This window comes from Qipengyuania pacifica (genome assembly GCF_019711555.1).
GTDB lineage: Bacteria > Pseudomonadota > Alphaproteobacteria > Sphingomonadales > Sphingomonadaceae > Qipengyuania > Qipengyuania pacifica.
Map to the genome: position 1 here is coordinate 395,828 of NZ_JAIGNQ010000002.1, position 17,404 is coordinate 413,231.

The 17,404-nt window shown below is 60.4% G+C and carries 17 protein-coding genes and 1 pseudogene; 11 read left to right on the plus strand and 7 right to left on the minus strand.

Annotated elements, in window-relative coordinates:
* Positions 1-79 precede the first annotated feature (79 nt).
* Complete coding sequence (locus K3177_RS07190) at positions 80-1,624, plus strand: S1 family peptidase (RefSeq protein WP_221597716.1); 1,545 nt, start codon at positions 80-82, stop codon at positions 1,622-1,624.
* 4 nt (positions 1,625-1,628) lie between these two features.
* Here the strand turns inward: K3177_RS07190 and K3177_RS07195 are convergent, their stop codons facing one another.
* Positions 1,629-2,459 carry a TauD/TfdA dioxygenase family protein gene (locus K3177_RS07195; protein ID WP_221597717.1) on the minus strand — a complete coding sequence of 277 codons (831 nt, stop codon included), beginning with the start codon at positions 2,457-2,459 and terminating at the stop codon, positions 1,629-1,631.
* Between the two features lie 207 nt (positions 2,460-2,666).
* Here K3177_RS07195 and K3177_RS07200 point away from each other — a divergent pair, with 207 nt between their 5' ends.
* The 8 genes from K3177_RS07200 (at position 2,667) to K3177_RS07235 (ending at position 11,607) form a co-directional block, all read left to right on the plus strand.
* Positions 2,667-3,221, plus strand: coding sequence for a F0F1 ATP synthase subunit delta (locus K3177_RS07200; RefSeq protein WP_103024831.1), 555 nt, complete (start codon positions 2,667-2,669; stop codon positions 3,219-3,221).
* Between the two features lie 12 nt (positions 3,222-3,233).
* A complete protein-coding gene (atpA, locus tag K3177_RS07205; RefSeq protein ID WP_221597718.1) occupies positions 3,234-4,763 on the plus strand; it encodes a F0F1 ATP synthase subunit alpha in 1,530 nt (509 codons plus the stop codon).
* A 30-nt stretch (positions 4,764-4,793) separates the two neighbouring features.
* A complete protein-coding gene (locus tag K3177_RS07210; RefSeq protein ID WP_103024834.1) occupies positions 4,794-5,672 on the plus strand; it encodes a F0F1 ATP synthase subunit gamma in 879 nt (292 codons plus the stop codon).
* A 59-nt stretch (positions 5,673-5,731) separates the two neighbouring features.
* Entirely contained in the window at positions 5,732-6,067 is a 336-nt protein-coding gene (locus K3177_RS07215; protein WP_103024835.1) for a hypothetical protein, read from the plus strand.
* Positions 6,068-6,099: 32 nt separating this feature from the next.
* The gene (atpD, locus tag K3177_RS07220) at positions 6,100-7,557 is read left to right on the plus strand and encodes a F0F1 ATP synthase subunit beta (RefSeq protein WP_103024836.1); all 1,458 of its coding nucleotides are present in this window, start codon (positions 6,100-6,102) and stop codon (positions 7,555-7,557) included.
* Between the two features lie 4 nt (positions 7,558-7,561).
* Entirely contained in the window at positions 7,562-7,819 is a 258-nt protein-coding gene (locus K3177_RS07225) for an ATP synthase F1 subunit epsilon (protein ID WP_196846525.1), read from the plus strand.
* 286 nt (positions 7,820-8,105) lie between these two features.
* Positions 8,106-9,416, plus strand: coding sequence for an ArnT family glycosyltransferase (locus tag K3177_RS07230; RefSeq protein ID WP_221597719.1), 1,311 nt, complete (start codon positions 8,106-8,108; stop codon positions 9,414-9,416).
* Positions 9,417-9,489: 73 nt separating this feature from the next.
* The gene (locus tag K3177_RS07235; protein WP_345725370.1) at positions 9,490-11,607 is read left to right on the plus strand and encodes a prolyl oligopeptidase family serine peptidase; all 2,118 of its coding nucleotides are present in this window, start codon (positions 9,490-9,492) and stop codon (positions 11,605-11,607) included.
* A 12-nt stretch (positions 11,608-11,619) separates the two neighbouring features.
* Here the strand turns inward: K3177_RS07235 and K3177_RS15625 are convergent, their stop codons facing one another.
* The 3 genes and pseudogenes from K3177_RS15625 to glmU all read right to left on the minus strand — a co-directional run bounded on the left by K3177_RS15625 (position 11,620) and on the right by glmU (position 13,874).
* Entirely contained in the window at positions 11,620-11,913 is a 294-nt protein-coding gene (locus K3177_RS15625; RefSeq protein WP_255548849.1) for a methyl-accepting chemotaxis protein, read from the minus strand.
* Positions 11,914-11,967: 54 nt separating this feature from the next.
* Positions 11,968-12,285 (minus strand): annotated as a pseudogene (locus tag K3177_RS15630) (PAS domain-containing protein); the annotation flags it as partial.
* A gap of 227 nt (positions 12,286-12,512) precedes the next feature.
* Positions 12,513-13,874, minus strand: coding sequence for a bifunctional UDP-N-acetylglucosamine diphosphorylase/glucosamine-1-phosphate N-acetyltransferase GlmU (gene glmU, locus K3177_RS07245; RefSeq protein WP_221597721.1), 1,362 nt, complete (start codon positions 13,872-13,874; stop codon positions 12,513-12,515).
* Between the two features lie 61 nt (positions 13,875-13,935).
* Here glmU and K3177_RS07250 point away from each other — a divergent pair, with 61 nt between their 5' ends.
* Both K3177_RS07250 and K3177_RS07255 read left to right on the plus strand, forming a co-directional pair.
* Positions 13,936-14,607: an HAD hydrolase-like protein gene (locus tag K3177_RS07250; RefSeq protein ID WP_221597722.1), complete on the plus strand. Its 672-nt coding sequence runs from the start codon at positions 13,936-13,938 to the stop codon at positions 14,605-14,607.
* A 116-nt stretch (positions 14,608-14,723) separates the two neighbouring features.
* Positions 14,724-15,653, plus strand: a complete 930-nt coding sequence (locus K3177_RS07255) for an SDR family NAD(P)-dependent oxidoreductase (protein ID WP_103024841.1) — start codon at positions 14,724-14,726, stop codon at positions 15,651-15,653.
* 56 nt (positions 15,654-15,709) lie between these two features.
* Here the strand turns inward: K3177_RS07255 and K3177_RS07260 are convergent, their stop codons facing one another.
* From K3177_RS07260 to K3177_RS07270, 3 genes are read right to left on the minus strand one after another with little or no spacing between them, the layout of a single operon-like run.
* Positions 15,710-16,060, minus strand: a complete 351-nt coding sequence (locus K3177_RS07260; RefSeq protein ID WP_196846529.1) for a DUF2794 domain-containing protein — start codon at positions 16,058-16,060, stop codon at positions 15,710-15,712.
* Positions 16,060-16,761 carry a serine O-acetyltransferase EpsC gene (epsC, locus tag K3177_RS07265; RefSeq protein WP_221597723.1) on the minus strand — a complete coding sequence of 234 codons (702 nt, stop codon included), beginning with the start codon at positions 16,759-16,761 and terminating at the stop codon, positions 16,060-16,062. The genes K3177_RS07260 and epsC overlap by 1 nt, the downstream gene beginning before the upstream one ends.
* A 27-nt stretch (positions 16,762-16,788) precedes the next feature.
* Positions 16,789-17,403, minus strand: a complete 615-nt coding sequence (locus tag K3177_RS07270; protein WP_103024844.1) for an HdaA/DnaA family protein — start codon at positions 17,401-17,403, stop codon at positions 16,789-16,791.
* Position 17,404 lies beyond the last annotated feature (1 nt).

Sequence of the window (17,404 nt, forward strand, 5' to 3'; positions counted from 1 at the left end):
CGCCGATGTGCGCCAGTCCCCCGCGCGATGCATCCCGCATCTTGCGATCAAAGCCAATGATCTTCACAAGGCGGCTCCGATGGGACGCCTTCCACTCCTCCTTGCCGCCTTGCTCACGCTCTTCGCGCCGGCGATGGCCCATGCGGATCCTGCCGATATCGATGCGGCCGCCCGCGGTGTGGTGCGCGTCGTCATCATCGGCGAAGAGGATGGCGAGCTGTTCCCGATCAGCCACGGCACGGGCTTCGCCGTCGCCCCGGACAAGGTCGTGACGAACGCCCATGTCGTGCGCGACGCGCTGCGTGACGAGGTGATGAAGATCGGCATCGTCCCCACTGGCGGGGGCGAGGCGGTCTATGGCCAGCTTATCGCCGTTTCGACGCGCAACGATCTGGCGCTCATACGGATCACGGGCGATCTGCGCCTGCCCCCACTGGCGATTGCCGGCGGGCTGCCGCCCGACAGTGGCGAGGTAACCAGCGTCGGTTATCCGATGAATGTCGACCGCGCCCAGGGGCTCGACATCAGCGACATCTTCCGCAGCCAGCCTCCGGTGAAAAGCCGCGGCTTCATTTCGGGCGCGCGCCCCAGCCGTCAGTTCGACACCATCCTGCACACCGCCCCCATCGCGCGCGGAAATTCCGGCGGCCCCCTGCTCGACGCCTGCGGCCGCGTGGTCGGGGTGAACAGTTTCGGGGCCGACAACGATGGCGGCGATGCGGAATTCTATTTCGCCGTCTCCAATCGCGAGCTTCTTCCCTTCCTGCGCGAAAACGAGGTCGAGCCCCGCGTCAACAATACCACCTGCCGTTCCATGGCCGATCTCGACGCGGCCGAGCGGGAACGCATGCAGAGCGAACAGATGGCGGCGCGCGCCGATCTGGCCGAACGCACCGAAGCCACGCGTGCCAGGCGCGAACGCGCCCAGATCGAAGCGCAGCAGGCCGTCATCATGGAGCGTGAAGACCGGGTATTCCTTGCCTTCGTGCTCCTGCTCGTTGCCTTCGGCCTGGGCCAGTGGGCGCTCGCCCTGTGGCAGCAGGACGCAGGCGAGCGTGACGAGAAGCGTCTGCGTATCGTCGGCGGCGCGACGGCCGTCGTCGTTCTGATCGCCCTCGCCGCCTATCTGACCCGCCCGGGCCTCGATGAAATCGACCGCCGCGTCGCGGCATCTATGCAGGAAGGCGCCGATGGGTCCGATGCGGAACCTGGCGAGGCCAAGGATCTGGCCCTGCTGTGCACGCTCGTGCCCGAACGCAGCCGTATCACCAGTGCGGATACGCAGGACGTGGAATTCGACTGGACCGCCGATGGCTGTGTCAACGAACGCACGCAATATGGCTTTGCCGGCGGTTCGTGGAGCCGCGTGTTCGTACCCAACGACGAGGCGGCGGTATCGGTCAACAGCTTCGATCCCGACCGGCGCATCTTCCGCAGCGAACGGTATCTTCTTCCCCGCAGCGAAATGAGCGAAGCGCGCGAAGCCCGGGCCAAATTCGAAGCGCCCCAGTGCGGCAGCGAAGGTGCTGCCTCCCGGCTCGGCGAACTGCAGAGCGAAGTGCTCGGCAAGCTGCCGCAGCAGGCGAACGAACGCCTGGTCTACGAATGCAAGGCGCGTAACTGACGGATCAGGCTGCCAGCGGTTCACCCGTCAGCGTGATGCGGTGCATTTCGCGGGCATGTCCCTGATAATCGTTCGACGCGAAATGCCAGGTCGTGCGGTTGTCCCAGATCGCCACCGACCCCGCTTCCCACGCAACGCGGCAGACATTGTCGGCCTGCGTCGCGGCTTCGTATAGACGTTGCAGCAACGGCAGGCTTTCCTGCCGTGTCCGGCCCACGATATTGATCGTGAAGGCGCTATTTACATACAGCAGTTTGCGCCCGGTCTGCGGGTGGCGGATTACGATGGGATGGGTCGCACCCGTCTTCAGCCCCTGGCCGCGCAAATCGCTGCCGATGTCGGTCTGCGCGTATAGGCCGCCTTCTTCATATATGTGGTCGGCGGTGTGGAACGCCTCCAGCCCCTCGATCTCCTGCTTCAGTTCGTCGGACAGCGCATCATAAGCCTCGCCCATATGCGCCCACAGCGTATCGCCCCCGCTTGGGGGCAGCGTGCGCGCGACCAGGATCGATCCCATCGCAGGGATCTGGTCGTAGGAATGATCCGTGTGCCATCCGCCGCCGATATTGGTGACCTGATCCGCCCGTTTGCGCACTACTGCGATTTCCGGGTGATCGTCTGTCAGCGGGAAGTAGTTGTTGATGTCGGTACCGCCCCACCTCCTGGCAAAGGCGATATGCGCGTCAGGTGTGAAATCGTCCTGCCCGCGAAACAGGGCGACACCGTGCGTGAAGATCGCCTGCTTTATGCTATCCAGTTCCCGGCCATCCACACTGGCCAGATTCACACCGGTAATTTCGACCCCGCACTTCGGCGCCAGCGGTACGGTCTCCATCGCTTCTCTCCCGTGCGATTGGTTTCTTTGTGCCACGTAATTTACGCTCTTTAACAACGGAGTCCAGATTCCCGGTCCGGAGTCGGCTTGCCATTGACGGGGGGCTTTGCTAGGCGCGCGCCGACCTTGCCGGGGCGACTCCTGTCTGCCCGCGAACGGCTCGGCTCGCACAGACTTTTCTTCCGGACCCGAGAGGACCTCAAGCGCGTGGATATTTCCGCCGGTATTCAGGCTAGCCTGGCAGGGCGTTACGCTTCGGCCCTGTTCGACCTCGCCAGCGAAAACGGGACCGTGACAGCGGTCGAATCGGACCTCGACAAGATCGAGGCCGCGCTCGGCGAATCGCCCGAGCTCGCTGCCGTCACGACCAACCCCAAGGTGTCGCGCGCCAATGCGCAAAAGGCCTTGTGGGGCGTGTCCGCCCTTCTGGGCGTTTCCGAGCTGACACAGAACTTCCTTGGCGTGCTGGCACAGAACCGCCGCCTGTCGCAGCTTCCGCAGGTAATTCGCGCATTCCGCGCCATCGCCGCCGCACAGCGCGGGGAAGTCACTGCAGAAGTGACCAGCGCGCATGCGCTCAGCGATGCGCAGCTCGCCGATCTGAAAGCCAAGCTGACGGCCCGCGAAGGTCGCACCGTAAAACTTTCCACGAACGTCGACCCCGATCTGCTGGGCGGCCTCGTCGTCACCATCGGTTCGAAGCGCCTCGATGCCTCGATCCGCACCCGTCTCAATTCGCTTTCCCAGGCCATGAAGGCTTAAAGGACACACATCATGGATATCCGCGCCGCAGAAATCTCGAAGGTCATCAAGGACCAGATCGCCAATTTCGGTACTGAAGCCGAAGTCAGCGAAGTCGGTACCGTGCTGTCGGTGGGTGACGGTATTGCCCGCATCCACGGCCTCGATAACGTGCAGGCCGGCGAAATGATCGAATTCGCCAATGGCGTTCAGGGCATGGCACTCAACCTCGAAGCCGACAACGTCGGTGCGGTTATCTTCGGTTCCGACCAGGAAATCGGCGAAGGCGACAGCGTAAAGCGCACCAACACCATCGTGGACGTTCCCGTCGGCAAGGCCCTTCTTGGTCGCGTGGTCGATGCTCTCGGCAATCCGATCGATGGCAAGGGGCCGATCGAAACGACCGAGCGTCGTCTGGTCGAACAGAAGGCTCCCGGCATCATCCCGCGTGAATCGGTCAGCGAGCCTGTGCAGTCGGGCCTCAAGGCCATCGACGCCCTCGTCCCGGTTGGCCGTGGCCAGCGCGAACTGATCATCGGCGACCGTCAGACCGGTAAGTCGGCTGTCGCGATCGACACCTTCATCAACCAGAAGGAAGCCAATCAGTCCGACGATGAAGGCAAGAAGCTTTACTGCATCTACGTCGCCGTCGGCCAGAAGCGTTCGACCGTTGCACAGATCGTGAAGCAACTCGAAGAAAACGGCGCGATGGAATACACCATCGTCGTGGCCGCAACCGCTTCGGAACCGGCTCCGCTGCAGTACCTCGCACCCTACACCGGCGCTGCGATGGGCGAATTCTTCCGCGACAACGGCATGCACGCCGTCATCGTGTACGACGACCTTTCCAAGCAGGCCGTTGCCTATCGTCAGATGTCGCTGCTGCTTCGTCGTCCTCCGGGCCGTGAAGCCTATCCGGGCGACGTGTTCTATCTCCACAGCCGCCTGCTCGAACGTGCGGCCAAGATGAACAAGGTTGAAGGCGGCGGCTCGCTGACCGCACTGCCGATCATCGAAACGCAGGCCGGCGACGTCTCGGCCTACATTCCGACCAACGTGATCTCGATCACCGACGGCCAGATCTTCCTCGAAACGGACCTGTTCTATCAGGGTATCCGTCCCGCCATTAACGTGGGTCTGTCGGTTTCGCGTGTGGGCGGTGCCGCTCAGACGAAGGCGATGAAGAAGGTCTCGGGCTCGATGAAGCTCGACCTCGCACAGTACCGCGAAATGGCTGCCTTCGCGCAGTTCGGCTCGGACCTCGACGCCGCAACGCAGAAGCTCCTCAACCGCGGTGCGCGCCTGACCGAACTGCTCAAGCAGCCGCAGTTCTCGCCGATGCCGTTCGAAGAGCAGACCGTGTCGATCTTCGCTGGCACAAACGGCTACATCGATGATGTTCCGGTGGACCGCGTGACCGATTACGAAGCCCAGATGCTGAGCTTCATGCGGTCCGAACATGCTGGCGTGCTCGAAGAAATCCGCACCACCGGCAAGTTCGAAGACGACACCAAGAACAAGGTCGTCGACGCGCTGAAGACCTTCGCCAAGCAGTTCGCCTGAGTCCACGAGACACTAAGATAGGGAGCCGAAATGGCTAGCCTCAAGGAACTCAAGGGTCGGATCAACTCGGTCAAATCGACCCAGAAGATCACCAAGGCCAAACAGATGGTCGCAGCGGCCAAGCTGCGTCGCGCTCAGGCTGCGGCTGAAGCTGCACGCCCCTATGCCGAACGGCTATCGGGTGTCATGGCTTCGCTCGCCGGCAAGGTCAGCGGCGACAGCGCACCCCGGCTGCTGGCCGGCACCGGGAATGACAAGCGTCACCTTCTGGTGGTCGTCAACACCGACAAGGGTCTGTGCGGCGGTCTGAACTCCAACATCGTCAAGGCCGCCAAGATCAAGGCCCGGGCGCTTATTGCCGAAGGCAAGGACGTGAAGTTCTACCTCGTCGGCAAGAAGGGCCGCGCCCCGATCAAGCGCGATTTTGCCAGCAGCATCGAAAAGCATTTCGATACCTCGGCCGTGCGCAATATCGGGTTTGAAGAAGCAGAGGCTATTGCCGATGATCTGATTGCGCGTTTCGAGAATGGCGAATTCGATGTCGCGCACCTCATCTATCCGATCTTCAAGTCTGCACTGGCGCAGGATCCGACGGTCGATCAGCTGATCCCGGTCCCTTCGCCTGCTCCTGCAGCAGCGTCCACCGGCGGCGATGCCGTCGTCGAATACGAACCGGGCGAAGAGGAAATTCTCGAGGAATTGCTTCCACGGTATGTGAAGACCCAGCTGTTCGGTGCGTTGCTGGAACGCGAAGCTTCCGAACAGGGCGCTTCGATGACCGCGATGGACAATGCCACGCGCAATGCCGGCGATCTGATCCAGAAGCTCACCATTCAATACAACCGCAGCCGTCAGGCCGCGATCACGACCGAACTGATCGAAATCATTGCCGGCGCGGAAGCGCTGTAAGATATAAATGGAGAGGATGCCGGAAAGTGTCGCAGAACGCTGACCGGAGCCATACTACGATGATCAAGACTATCCCCGCCCTCGCCGCTCTCGCCCTGCTTGCTGCATGTGGCAACGAACCGGCTGAACAGCCCGTGGCAGAAGTCGCGACGCCCGAACCGGTCGAAACGCTGCCCGCCCCCGATCAGGAACTGTTTTCGGTCAAGTATGCAGAAGCTTGCCCCGACGAAAAGCCCGTCAACACTGCAGTCTGCAAGCGCTCCGGCATGGGTTCTCCGGACGTCGTCTGCGAATTCGGCCTCGGTGACGACGAATACCTGCGTAACAAGGCAACACTCACTGCTGGCGAAGGCGAATGGACCTTTGCCGATCCGGAAAATGTTTGCGTCGGCTAAGACGCGATAAACCCCAAGTCAGGACATAGATCATGGCCACCGCTCCCGTACTCAACCAATCGCCCAATGGCACCATCAGCCAGGTTATCGGCGCCGTCGTCGACGTGCAGTTCGAAGGTGAACTGCCCGGCATCCTGACCGCGCTGGAAACGAAGAACGGCGATAACACGCTGGTTCTCGAAGTCGCGCAGCACCTCGGTGAAAACACCGTTCGCACCATCGCGATGGACGGCACCGACGGCCTCGTTCGTGGCCAGGAAGTCGTCAACACCGGCGCACAGATCACGGTCCCGGTTGGACCGAAGACGCTCGGCCGCATCATGAACGTCATCGGCCAGCCGATCGACGAACGCGGCCCGATCGGCGCAGACCAGACGATGCCGATCCACGCGGAAGCCCCGCTGTTCATCGACCAGTCGACCGAAGCGGCCATTCTTGTCACCGGCATCAAGGTGATCGACCTTCTCGCTCCCTATGCGCGTGGCGGTAAGATCGGCCTGTTCGGCGGTGCCGGCGTTGGCAAGACGGTTCTGATCCAGGAACTGATCAACAACATCGCCAAGGGCCACGGCGGCGTGTCCGTCTTCGCCGGCGTGGGTGAACGTACCCGCGAAGGTAACGATCTCTACCACGAATTCCTCGACGCTGGCGTCATCGCCAAGGACGCGGACGGCAACGCAACGTCCGACGGTTCGAAAGTGGCGCTCGTCTTCGGTCAGATGAACGAACCTCCGGGCGCCCGTGCCCGCGTCGCTCTTTCGGGTCTGACGATGGCGGAATACTTCCGCGACGTGGAAGGCCAGGACGTGCTGTTCTTCGTCGACAACATCTTCCGCTTCACACAGGCGGGTTCGGAAGTGTCGGCTCTGCTCGGCCGTATTCCTTCGGCCGTGGGCTATCAGCCCACCCTGTCGACCGACATGGGCAATCTGCAGGAACGCATCACCTCGACCACCAAGGGCTCGATTACCTCGGTCCAGGCCATCTACGTTCCCGCCGACGACCTTACCGACCCGGCCCCGGCAACCTCGTTCGCCCACTTGGACGCAACGACCACGCTGAGCCGTGCGATCTCGGAACTGGGCATCTACCCGGCCGTCGATCCGCTCGACTCCACCAGCCGCGTGCTCGAACCCCGCGTCGTCGGCCAGGAACACTACGAAACGGCCCGTAAGGTCCAGGAAACACTGCAGAAATACAAGAGCCTGCAGGACATCATCGCCATCCTCGGTATGGACGAACTCAGCGAAGAAGATAAGCTGACCGTCGCCCGTGCCCGCAAGATCCAGCGCTTCCTGTCCCAGCCGTTCCACGTCGCCGAAGTGTTCACCAACATTCCGGGCGTGTTCGTCCAGCTCGAAGACACCATCAAGTCGTTCAAGGCCGTCGTCGAAGGCGAATACGATCACCTGCCGGAAGCCGCTTTCTACATGGTAGGCGGCATCGATCAGGCGGTCGAGAAGGCCAAGAAGCTGGCCGAGGAATCGTAAGCATATGGCCCTCCACTTCGAACTCGTCACACCGGCCAAGCTGGTCCGCTCCGAAAACGTCCACATGGTCGTCGTCCCCGGAGCGGAAGGCGAATTCGGCGTGCTCGAGGGTCACGCGCCCTTCATGTCCACGATCCGCGACGGCGCCGTGCAGGTCTACAAGACCGAAGGGGCCGCACCGGAAAGCATCGAGGTGCGCGGCGGCTTTGCGGAAGTCAGCGAAAAGGGACTGACGGTGCTCGCGGAGCATGTCGAAGGCTGAAGCTCATACGACAGAATAAACAGGAAGGGCGGCCCACGGGTCGCCCTTTTTCGTTTCGGAGCAGACTTGGCACTGAGGAGCGTGGTTACGCGTAATTTAACCATTGCCGGGACATATGCTTGTCATGAGTTCGCTCCCCCAAACCGAGCCGATCAGGAAATCGAGGCGCGCCGATGTCGCCGCGTGTATCGTCCTGCTGCTGGCGGTAATCGCGGTTCGCGCGCCGTGGATCGGGAATGCAAATGCCGACGTCGACGAGCAGCTCTATTCTCTCATCGGCAATGCGATGCTCGACGGCAAACTACCATTTGTCGATCTGTGGGATCGAAAACCGTTCGGCCTGTTTGCACTCTTCGCTCTGGCCCATGCCGTCGGCGGTCCGGCGGCTGCTTCATATCAGGTCCTCGCCGGATTATTCACATTAGCTGGCGCGGTGATGATGTATGTACTGTCCCGTGTTCTCGTCGACCGGGTGACAGCCTCCGGCGCCGGGTTGCTCTATGTGGTGTTGATGTCGACTTACGGCAGCCATTCCGGCCAGTCGGAGGCGTTCTATGTTCCCATGATGCTGGCGATGGCACTGCTGGTACGCGATCCTGCCCATCCTCGGGCCTTTCGCCGCGCGCTCGCAGCGATGCTGATCGGCGGGTTGGCCTTGCAAGTGAAATACACTGTCGTTCCGCAATGTATCTTTTTTGGTATGTGGGCGCTTTGGGGGCAGTACAAACTTGGCGCGCCGGTGCCTAAACTCTGGCGGCCAGGGATTGCATTCGCCGCTCTGGGCCTATTGCCAACAATCGCCGTAGGCGCCTTCTACACTGGCATCGGTCACTTCGATGCTTTCCTGTTCGCCAATTTCACGTCGTTTTTCGATCGCCTGCCTTCTCCAAGTGGCAGACTCGATATAGATCACACCGCATTTGTATCGCCGCTCGTCGTCCTGATCGTTCTCGGCGGTTACGCAGCGATCCGATTAAGTCCACCGCGCGAACGCCAAACCTATATCTTTATTCTTTTCTGGCTTTTCGCGTCTCTTGCGACGGTCTTTCTGCCCTCGACCGTCTATCGGTATTATTACGCGGCATTGGTTCCAAACGCGGTCCTGGTAGCCCTTCCGCTCATCGACTGCCGGACAAAAGCACGCTGGATACCGTTGGCAATCGTCCTTGCAGGTGCAGCAGCTACGCTGTCCTTGCCGCAACAATACGCAAAGTCGCAAGAACAGAGCGCAACGCTGAACAGGCTGTCACGAGCCATAGCGCCGAATGTCGACAATAAGACCGAATGTCTGTGGGTCTTCGACGGACCGACATCGCTCTACACGCTCAGCGGTAGCTGCCTGCCCACCCGCTACATCTACCCTGATCACTTGAATAACGCTCTAGAGCGAAATGCCCTCGGCGTAGAGCAGACCGACGAGGTGGCACGCATTCTTGCGAACCGGCCGCCGATCATCGTGACCGCTGATACAAAATTCACGATCCAAAACGAAGATGCAGGGCAGCTCGTCGAGCGAGCGGTAACAGACCATTATCGCGAATTGACCAATGGCGTCCTCCACGGACGCACAATCAGAGTATGGAAGCGGATCGACTGACAATCGGAAGCTTGAATTTCCGGTGACGAGCCGTCACTCTGAGGTCATTCCAAGCTTCTTCGGAGACATGCCCTTGAAACTCGTATCTGCGCTGGCCATTGCGGCTGCCATGACGTTTGCAACGAACACTCCCGCAATTGCTCAAGATGGCATTCCCGGCCCTGAGGAAGACAGCTACATCTGGCTCGAAGAAGCGCGCAGCGACAGGGCTCTTGATTGGGTGCGGGCGGAAAACGAACGCACTACGGAGTTGCTGGCGGGCGACCCTCGTTTCGACACCGTCAAGGCCGAAGCGCTTGCAATCTACGATAGTGAAGATCGCATTCCCTACGTGTCGATCCGGCCCGACGGACTGTACAATTTCTGGCAGGACAAGCAGAATCCACGCGGGCTTGTCCGCCGCACCACATTGGAAAGCTATCGAACCGACAATCCACAATGGGAAACCGTTCTCGATGTGGATGCACTCGCCAAGGCCGAAGGCCGGGAGTGGGTCTACAAAGGTTACGATTGCCTGCCGCCAGAAGAGCGCCTCTGTATGATCGCGCTATCCGACGGCGGCGAGGACGCCACCGTGCTTCGCGAATTCAATATGTCGACCAAGTCCTTCGTCGATGGAGGCTTCGTCCTGGATCAAAAAAGCCAAGGCGGCATCCAATGGCTGGACAAGGATACACTGCTCGTCAGCCGCGATTTCGGTGAAGGCACACTCACGGAAAGCCAGTATCCACGGACCACACGCGTTTGGAAACGCGGAACGCCCATCGACCAAGCCGAAGAAATCTGGCGCGGCGAGGAAGCGGACGTTTGGTCGGGAGCAACGCTGCTGCGCGATCATACCGGCACTGTACATGGCACGTATGCATTCCGCGCAACCAGCTTCCACGAAACCGAATACTTCTGGCAGAAAGACGGCGAGTGGCTGCGCCTCGACATGCCGCTCAAAGCAGCGCCCTATGGCCTGATAGACGGCCAGTTGCTCTTTTCGACCGATGTGGATTGGGAAACGCAGGGTCAGACATTCCCAGCGGATGCCTTGATTTCCGTCGATCTGGAAGAGTTCAAGGCCAACCCGAATGGCGCGACCAAGGCGCTCGTCTGGGCGCCGGAAGCGAAGCAGACCAAACAAGGCGCGGCGAATACGGCAGAAAGCCTCTATGTAAGCCTTCTCGACAATGTTCGAGGCAGGGTTCTCAAGTTCGACTATGTGGACGGCAAGTGGGTTTCCACAGAAATCGCGCTACCGGATAATTCGACACTCGGGGTAGCGGCGGCTTCCGATGGGTCCGACGAGATCATGTATTCGGTGACCGATTTCCTCACCCCGTCGACCCTCTACTATTCCGACGGCAGTGGCGCGCCCGAAGTGATCAAGACTTCCCCGAGCAACTTCGATGCGACCGGGATGGAAGTCGAGCAGTTCGAAGCGACTAGCGCAGATGGGACGAAGATTCCGTACTTCCTCGTCAAACCCGAGGGCATGGTAATGGATGGCACCAATCCTACCTTGCTGACCGGCTACGGCGGTTTTCAGGTTCCGCGCCTACCGTCTTACCTCGGTTCGATCGGCAAGATCTGGGTTGAGCGTGGCGGAGCCTACATCCTCGGCAACATGCGTGGGGGCGGCGAATTCGGCCCGAACTGGCACCAGTCGGCAATTCGCGAAAACAAGCAGCGCACCTGGGACGATTTCATTGCTATCGCGGAAGACGCGATCGCACGCGGCATCACCAGTCCCGAGCACCTCGGTATCCAGGGTGGCTCGCAGGGCGGATTGCTGGTTGGCACGGCCTTCACCCAGCGACCTGAGCTATTCAACGCGGCAATCGTCCAGATCCCGCTGTTCGACATGCTGCGCTATCACGAGATTGGACGCGGCGCGTCGTGGATCGGCGAATATGGCGATCCACGCATTCCAGAACAGCGCGCCTGGATCGAACCCTATTCTCCCTATCAGAAACTGCTGGAAGGCAAGGATTACCCTGCTCCATTCTTCTGGGCGTCGACTGCGGACGATCGCACCCATCCTGCCCATGCTCGCAAGGGCGCTGCACGGGTTAAGGAACTGGGACAGGATTATTATTATTTCGAAGACACCACCGGTGGCCATTCCGGCGGAGTGGACAACGAACAGCGCGCCAGACTTCAAGCGCTGCAGATGATCTATCTGCTGCAGCGACTGGCCGACTGATAAGCGGGCAGCTTAGGCGACCAATTTAATCCGTCCCTCCGGCCTGGCCGGGGTGGACGGATTTTTGGATTCAAGGGCATTTTTCATCAGACCCTCGGCCTGCCTCGTCGCCTCGCCGATCGTGAGGGACAGTTTCTTGACCTCATCGGCGACGACGGCAAAGCCGCGGCCCGCTTCACCAGCCCGCGCAGCCTCTATCGATGCATTCAGTGCCAGAAGGCGCGTCTGGTCAGCGACAGCCTCGATCGTGCGAACGATCTTGCCGATGTCCGAAATGGTCGCTTCCTTGATGTTGGAAGCCTCCACCAGTTCCTTTCGCAGCCGCTCGCTGTCGCGTAGGCGGTCGTCGAGTTCCAGTTCGAGCTCCGTCTGTCGCGTTATATCGGTCGCGATCTTGAGCACTCGGGCAGGCTTGCCATCGGCATCGAAGATGGGCGTGTAGACTGCCTGAAGCCACAGGGTGCCGCCATTACGATGTTCGCGCTTGAAGCGATTGGCCATCGTCAGACCCTCGCCCAGCTGTGCCCAGAACTTACGATACTCGTGCGACTGCGCATAAGTATGATCGCACAACATGCGGTGGTGAAAACCAACCACCTGCTTTTCGCGATATCCGAAGATCTCGAGAAACTTTTCGTTTGCTGCGGTGATGATCCCGTCGAAGGTCATCTGGACCATACCGAACGATTGCGTTGTCGCAGCCCATACCGCCTTATACTCGGCCAGCTGGCTAGACTTTTCCGTATCCAATGTCGGGGCTCCCGATTAACCTCCACCGCCGGCTAAAGGAACATGGTAAACGAGCTGTAAACGAATAGGGATGGCTGACCGACTTTCGGCCCGCCGCTGCCCGTGATTTTCGAAAAATCGACCCTACAAGAATCGTACGACCAAAGTGGGAAAGCTCAGTCCTTCTTCTCGGCCGCTTTTTTCTTCTTCATCGCATCGTGAAAGCGGTCGGCCCAGCCAGGCTTCACGCTCTGCTCGCCGCGGACCACCCGAAGATCGCCTGCACCGACGTCCCGGCTGACGGCACTTCCCGCGCCGACTATTGCATCCGCGCCGATCGTGACGGGAGCGATGAGAGAACTGTTGGAGCCGATGAAGGCGCGCTCCCCGATCACGGTTTTGTACTTGAAATAGCCATCGTAATTGCAGGTGATCGTGCCCGCGCCGATATTGGCATTAGCGCCTATTTCAGCATCTCCGAGATAGGAGAGGTGGCTTGCCTTGGCACCTTCGCCCAGCACCGCCTTCTTCATTTCGACGAAATTGCCGACAAAACTGTTCTTTCGCATAACGGCGCCGGGCCGCAGGCGCGCGTAGGGCCCAACCGAACAGTCTTCTCCGATAGTTGCCCCTTCGAGGTGGCAAAAGCTCTTGATATGAGCGCCCCTCGCGATGGTCACACCAGGACCGAACACCACGTTCGGGTCGATCGTGACGTCGGCTGCCAGCTTGGTATCGTAACTGAAGAATACGGTTTCCGGAGCCCTCAGAGTGACCCCTTCGCTCATCCAGTAATCGCGCTGATCATCCTGCCATTGCGCTTCCGCCGCCGCCAGTTCAGCCCTGCTGTTGATGCCCGCGACTTCAGCCGCATCGGTTTCCACCACGGCAACCCTATCGCCCCGCGCGATGGCGCCCGTCGCGACATCGGGCAGGTAATATTCACCCTGCGCATTGTCATTGCCGACCCCATCCAGCAGCGCCCACATGTCGTCCGAATGCGCAATGATGAGACCGGAATTGCAAAGGTCGCACGCCCTTTCGTCTTCCGTTGCATCCTTATATTCCACCATCTTCGCCACCCGGCCATCGCGATCGGCAATGATGCGGCCATATTGCAGTGGGTCATCGGGGCGGAAACCGAGCACCGCAACCTTGGCTCCATCGTCCAGCGCAGCGACCAGTTTGCGAACGGTAGCCGCCTTGACCATCGGGCAATCGCCAAAACACACGAGAATGTTACCAGTGAACCCGGCCAACGCTTCGCGCGCCTGTAGCGCAGCGTGGGCCGTGCCAAGCTGGGGTTCCTGAAGAGCGGTCGTGATATCGCGATCCGACAGCGCGGCATCCAGCTGCTCGCGCTTGTCCCCGACCACAACCACGGTGCGCTGGAATTCCAGTTCCGCAAGGCTGTCGAGCAGATGCATCAGCATCGGGCGTCCAGCAATCGGATGAAGCACCTTGTGCAGGGTGCTTTTCATGCGGGTTCCCTTGCCGGCAGCAAGAATTATGGCGGCGAAATCGCGATCGGTTTTCATGATTAAGGCCCTTGCCATCATTCCCTTGCAGTTTGAAGGCGCATACTGCACCGCCCGTCGCATGAGCCAACTGCCATTTCAGATTATCGGTTTCGACCTCGACGGGACACTGCTCGAAACCCACCGGGACCTCGGCGCAGCCGTCAACCACGCCCTCGAGCTTGGCGGGTTTGAGAAGGTCCCCGCCGATCATGCCAGCGACCTCATCGGCGGCGGTGCGAAGATCATGCTGATGCGCGCGGTAGACGAACAGGGCGGCCTGCCCGAAGAGGAATTCCGCAAGCTCTACAAAGCCATGCTGGCTTTCTACGCAGAGAATAACGCAGTCCACACACGGCCGTACCCCCACGCCGCCGAGGTACTGGCCGACCTTGATGATCGTGGCATCGCCATGGTCGTGGTGACGAACAAGTTCGAAAGCTTCGCCTCGCAAATCCTGGAATCGCTAAGTCTGCGCGATCGCTTCGCCGGCGTCATCGGCGGCGATACCATGGGCAAGGGACGATCCAAGCCTGCACCGGACCCGATCTTCGAAGCCATCAGGCGTGGCGGTGGGGGGTCGCTCGCCTTCGTGGGCGACAGTTCATACGACGTGAAAGCGGCTCGCGCGGCCAATGTGCCGGTGATCGGCGCACGCTATGGATATTGCGACAAGCCCCGCGGCGAACTGGGTGCGGATGCGGAAATCGATTCGCTGTCCGAACTCATACCGGCTCTCGCGCGCCTCGGCTGAACAGTCCGCCGCTACGGAATGGCGGTCCGCCATGCCCCCTGTTGCAACTGCGAGGGGATCGTGCCACCTCGCAGCCACATTGACCTTTACGTAAACGACATAGCAGGAGCAGTTCCATGAGCATCGATTTCAAGGACAAGGTAGCAATCGTCACCGGCGCTGGCGGCGGTCTGGGCCGTGAATACGCGCTGGAGCTCGCGCGTCGCGGCGCAAAGGTCGTCGTAAACGATCTGGGAGGCTCACGCGACGGTACCGGCCATTCGGATATGGCTCTGCAGGTAGTCGAGGAAATCGAAAAGGCCGGCGGCGAAGCGGTTTCGAACGGCGGTTCGGTCACCGAATTCGACCAGATGGAAAAAATGATCGCCGACGCGAAGCAGAAGTGGGGCGGCGTGCATGTCGTCATCAACAACGCCGGCGTTCTGCGCGACAAGACCTTCGCCAAAATGACGATGGATGATTTCGAATTCGTCGTTGACGTTCACCTCAACGGTTCGGCCAATGTCGCCAAGGCAGCTTGGGAAACCATGCGCGAGCAGGCCTATGGCCGTATTCTCATGACTGCGTCCTCGACCGGTCTGTTCGGCAATTTCGGCCAGGCGAACTATGGTGCGGCCAAGCTGGGTCTGGCTGGCCTGACCAAAACGCTGCAGCTCGAAGGTGCGAAATACAACATCAAGGTCAACACGATCTCGCCTGTGGCAGGAACGCGCATGACCGAAGATCTCTTCCCCGAAGAAGCTTTCAAGCTGTTCGATCCGGTCAATGTGGTTCCGGCCGCGCTTTTCCTCGTTAGTGAAGATGCGCCGACCAATGCCATCGTCGGCGCCGGCGCTGGTGGTTTCCATTCCGCCTGGACGGTTATGAACGATGCAGTCTGGCTGAAGGACGAAGATCGCACGGTCGAAGGTTTCGCTGCCAACTGGGACAAGATCAGCGAATTTTCGAACCTCAAGGCCCCGCAGTCCGGTAGCGAACAGTCGGGCGCTATCCTGACCGCAATGCAGAAAGTAACCGGTACAGGGCCGAGCAGCGCTCGCAGCTGATACTGACCGACAGCTTACAAAGGGGCTCGCATCAAATGCGGGCCCTTTTTTATGTCCTAATCGTCGATCGCTTTCAGCAAGCGACGTTCGACAGGGGCAATGACGCCGGGCAGTTCGTGTCCGCGTTTCAATATCTGGCCGTGCTCACCGAAGAGCGTCCACATGCCCTGCTTATTGCGCAATGCCGGCCGTTTTTCGATCCGCGCCTGCGGCCTTTCCGCTGCGCGTCGGAAAGCTGCGAAAACGGCTACGTCGCGCGTGAAGTCCATGGCATAATCACGCCACTCCCCCGCAGCGACCATGCGTCCGTAAAGATCGAGTATTCGGGTCAGTTCATCGCGACCGAAGCCCACTTGCTGCGGTTTACGCCCGGGGAAAGCGACCACCGTGTCGCCGAGATAGCTCATCAATCTTCGGTCCCGCTGCGTCGGACCGGTTCCCGTTCGGCACGCAGGGCAGTGACTTCCGCCCGCAGCTGCTTAAGCTCGTTCTCGAGCTTTTCGATGCAATCACGGCCGAGCTCACGCGTGCTTTCGCACGGATCATCGCAGGGGGTGCCATAGGGAATGAATTCCTTCACCCACTCCTCGGCCGGCACCAGTGTGCTGCGGGCCTTCAGACCAATCATGGTCGCACCCTCTGGCACTTCATCCGTGACGACCGCATTGGCACCGATACGCGCGCGCCGACCCACAGTGATCGGGCCGATCACCTGCGCCCCCGAACCGATGATGACATCATCCGAAATGGTCGGGTGACGTTTGCCGCCCTTTCCATTCGTCGGGTTCGTCCCGCCCAATGTGACGCACTGATAGATGGTCACATTGTCGCCAATCTCGGCGGTTTCCCCGATCACCGAAAACCCGTGATCGATGAAGAAGTTCTTTCCGATCTTCGCACCTGGATGAATGTCGATCGCCGTGAACATACGGCTCCAGTGATTCACCAATCGGGCGAGAAAAAACAGTTCCGCCTCGAACAGCCAATGCGCGATGCGGTGATACCCGACGGCCCAGACACCGGGATATGTCAGCACCTCCCAGCGGCTGCGGGGGGCCGGATCGCGTGCCTTCACGCTGTCGAGATAGGCGACAAGCCGTTCCAACATTGGCACTATTCTCCCACTCGCGGGCGGTTAAATCAAGCGGCCCTGTTCGGGGCCCTGCACCGCTTCCAGCGCGTCTCGCCATACAGATAGGGTTGCCGGAACCTGCCGTTCAAGGCTCAGCCGGTCGATTTCCGACACGATTTTCTCAATTGCTGCATAGCTGCGCTCCATCCGGGGGATGAGATAGGCAGGTGCCCCCTCTCCCAGGACGAGGCCGCGCTGCAACGCGTGGTTGCGCATGAGTTCGGCGGCCATATCGTCGTCCGGGGCACCAATCTCGAGTTGCAGGGCAGCCCCCATACGGCTGCGCAAGTCGGGAAGAGTAATCGTCCAGTTTTCGCCATCAACCACAATCAGCAGCGGGAAACCGTCTTCCTGGGCCCTGTTCCAGCTATGGAAGACCTCGGTTTCATCAAGCGCCTCCACGCCGTCGATCACCCCTCCCGCATGCCGGTTGGCAAACCAGCGCGCCAGAAGCGATTTGCCAGAGCGCGGTGGGCCGTGGAGAATGGCGGTGCGAAACGGCCAGTTTTCAGGTGCGGCAAGCGCTTCTGCAACCGCACGGTTGCCGGATCCTATGGCGATGGATGCCGGATCTCTCGCACCTGCCGGAATCAGCGGGAGCGCAATCTGCGACGTCATC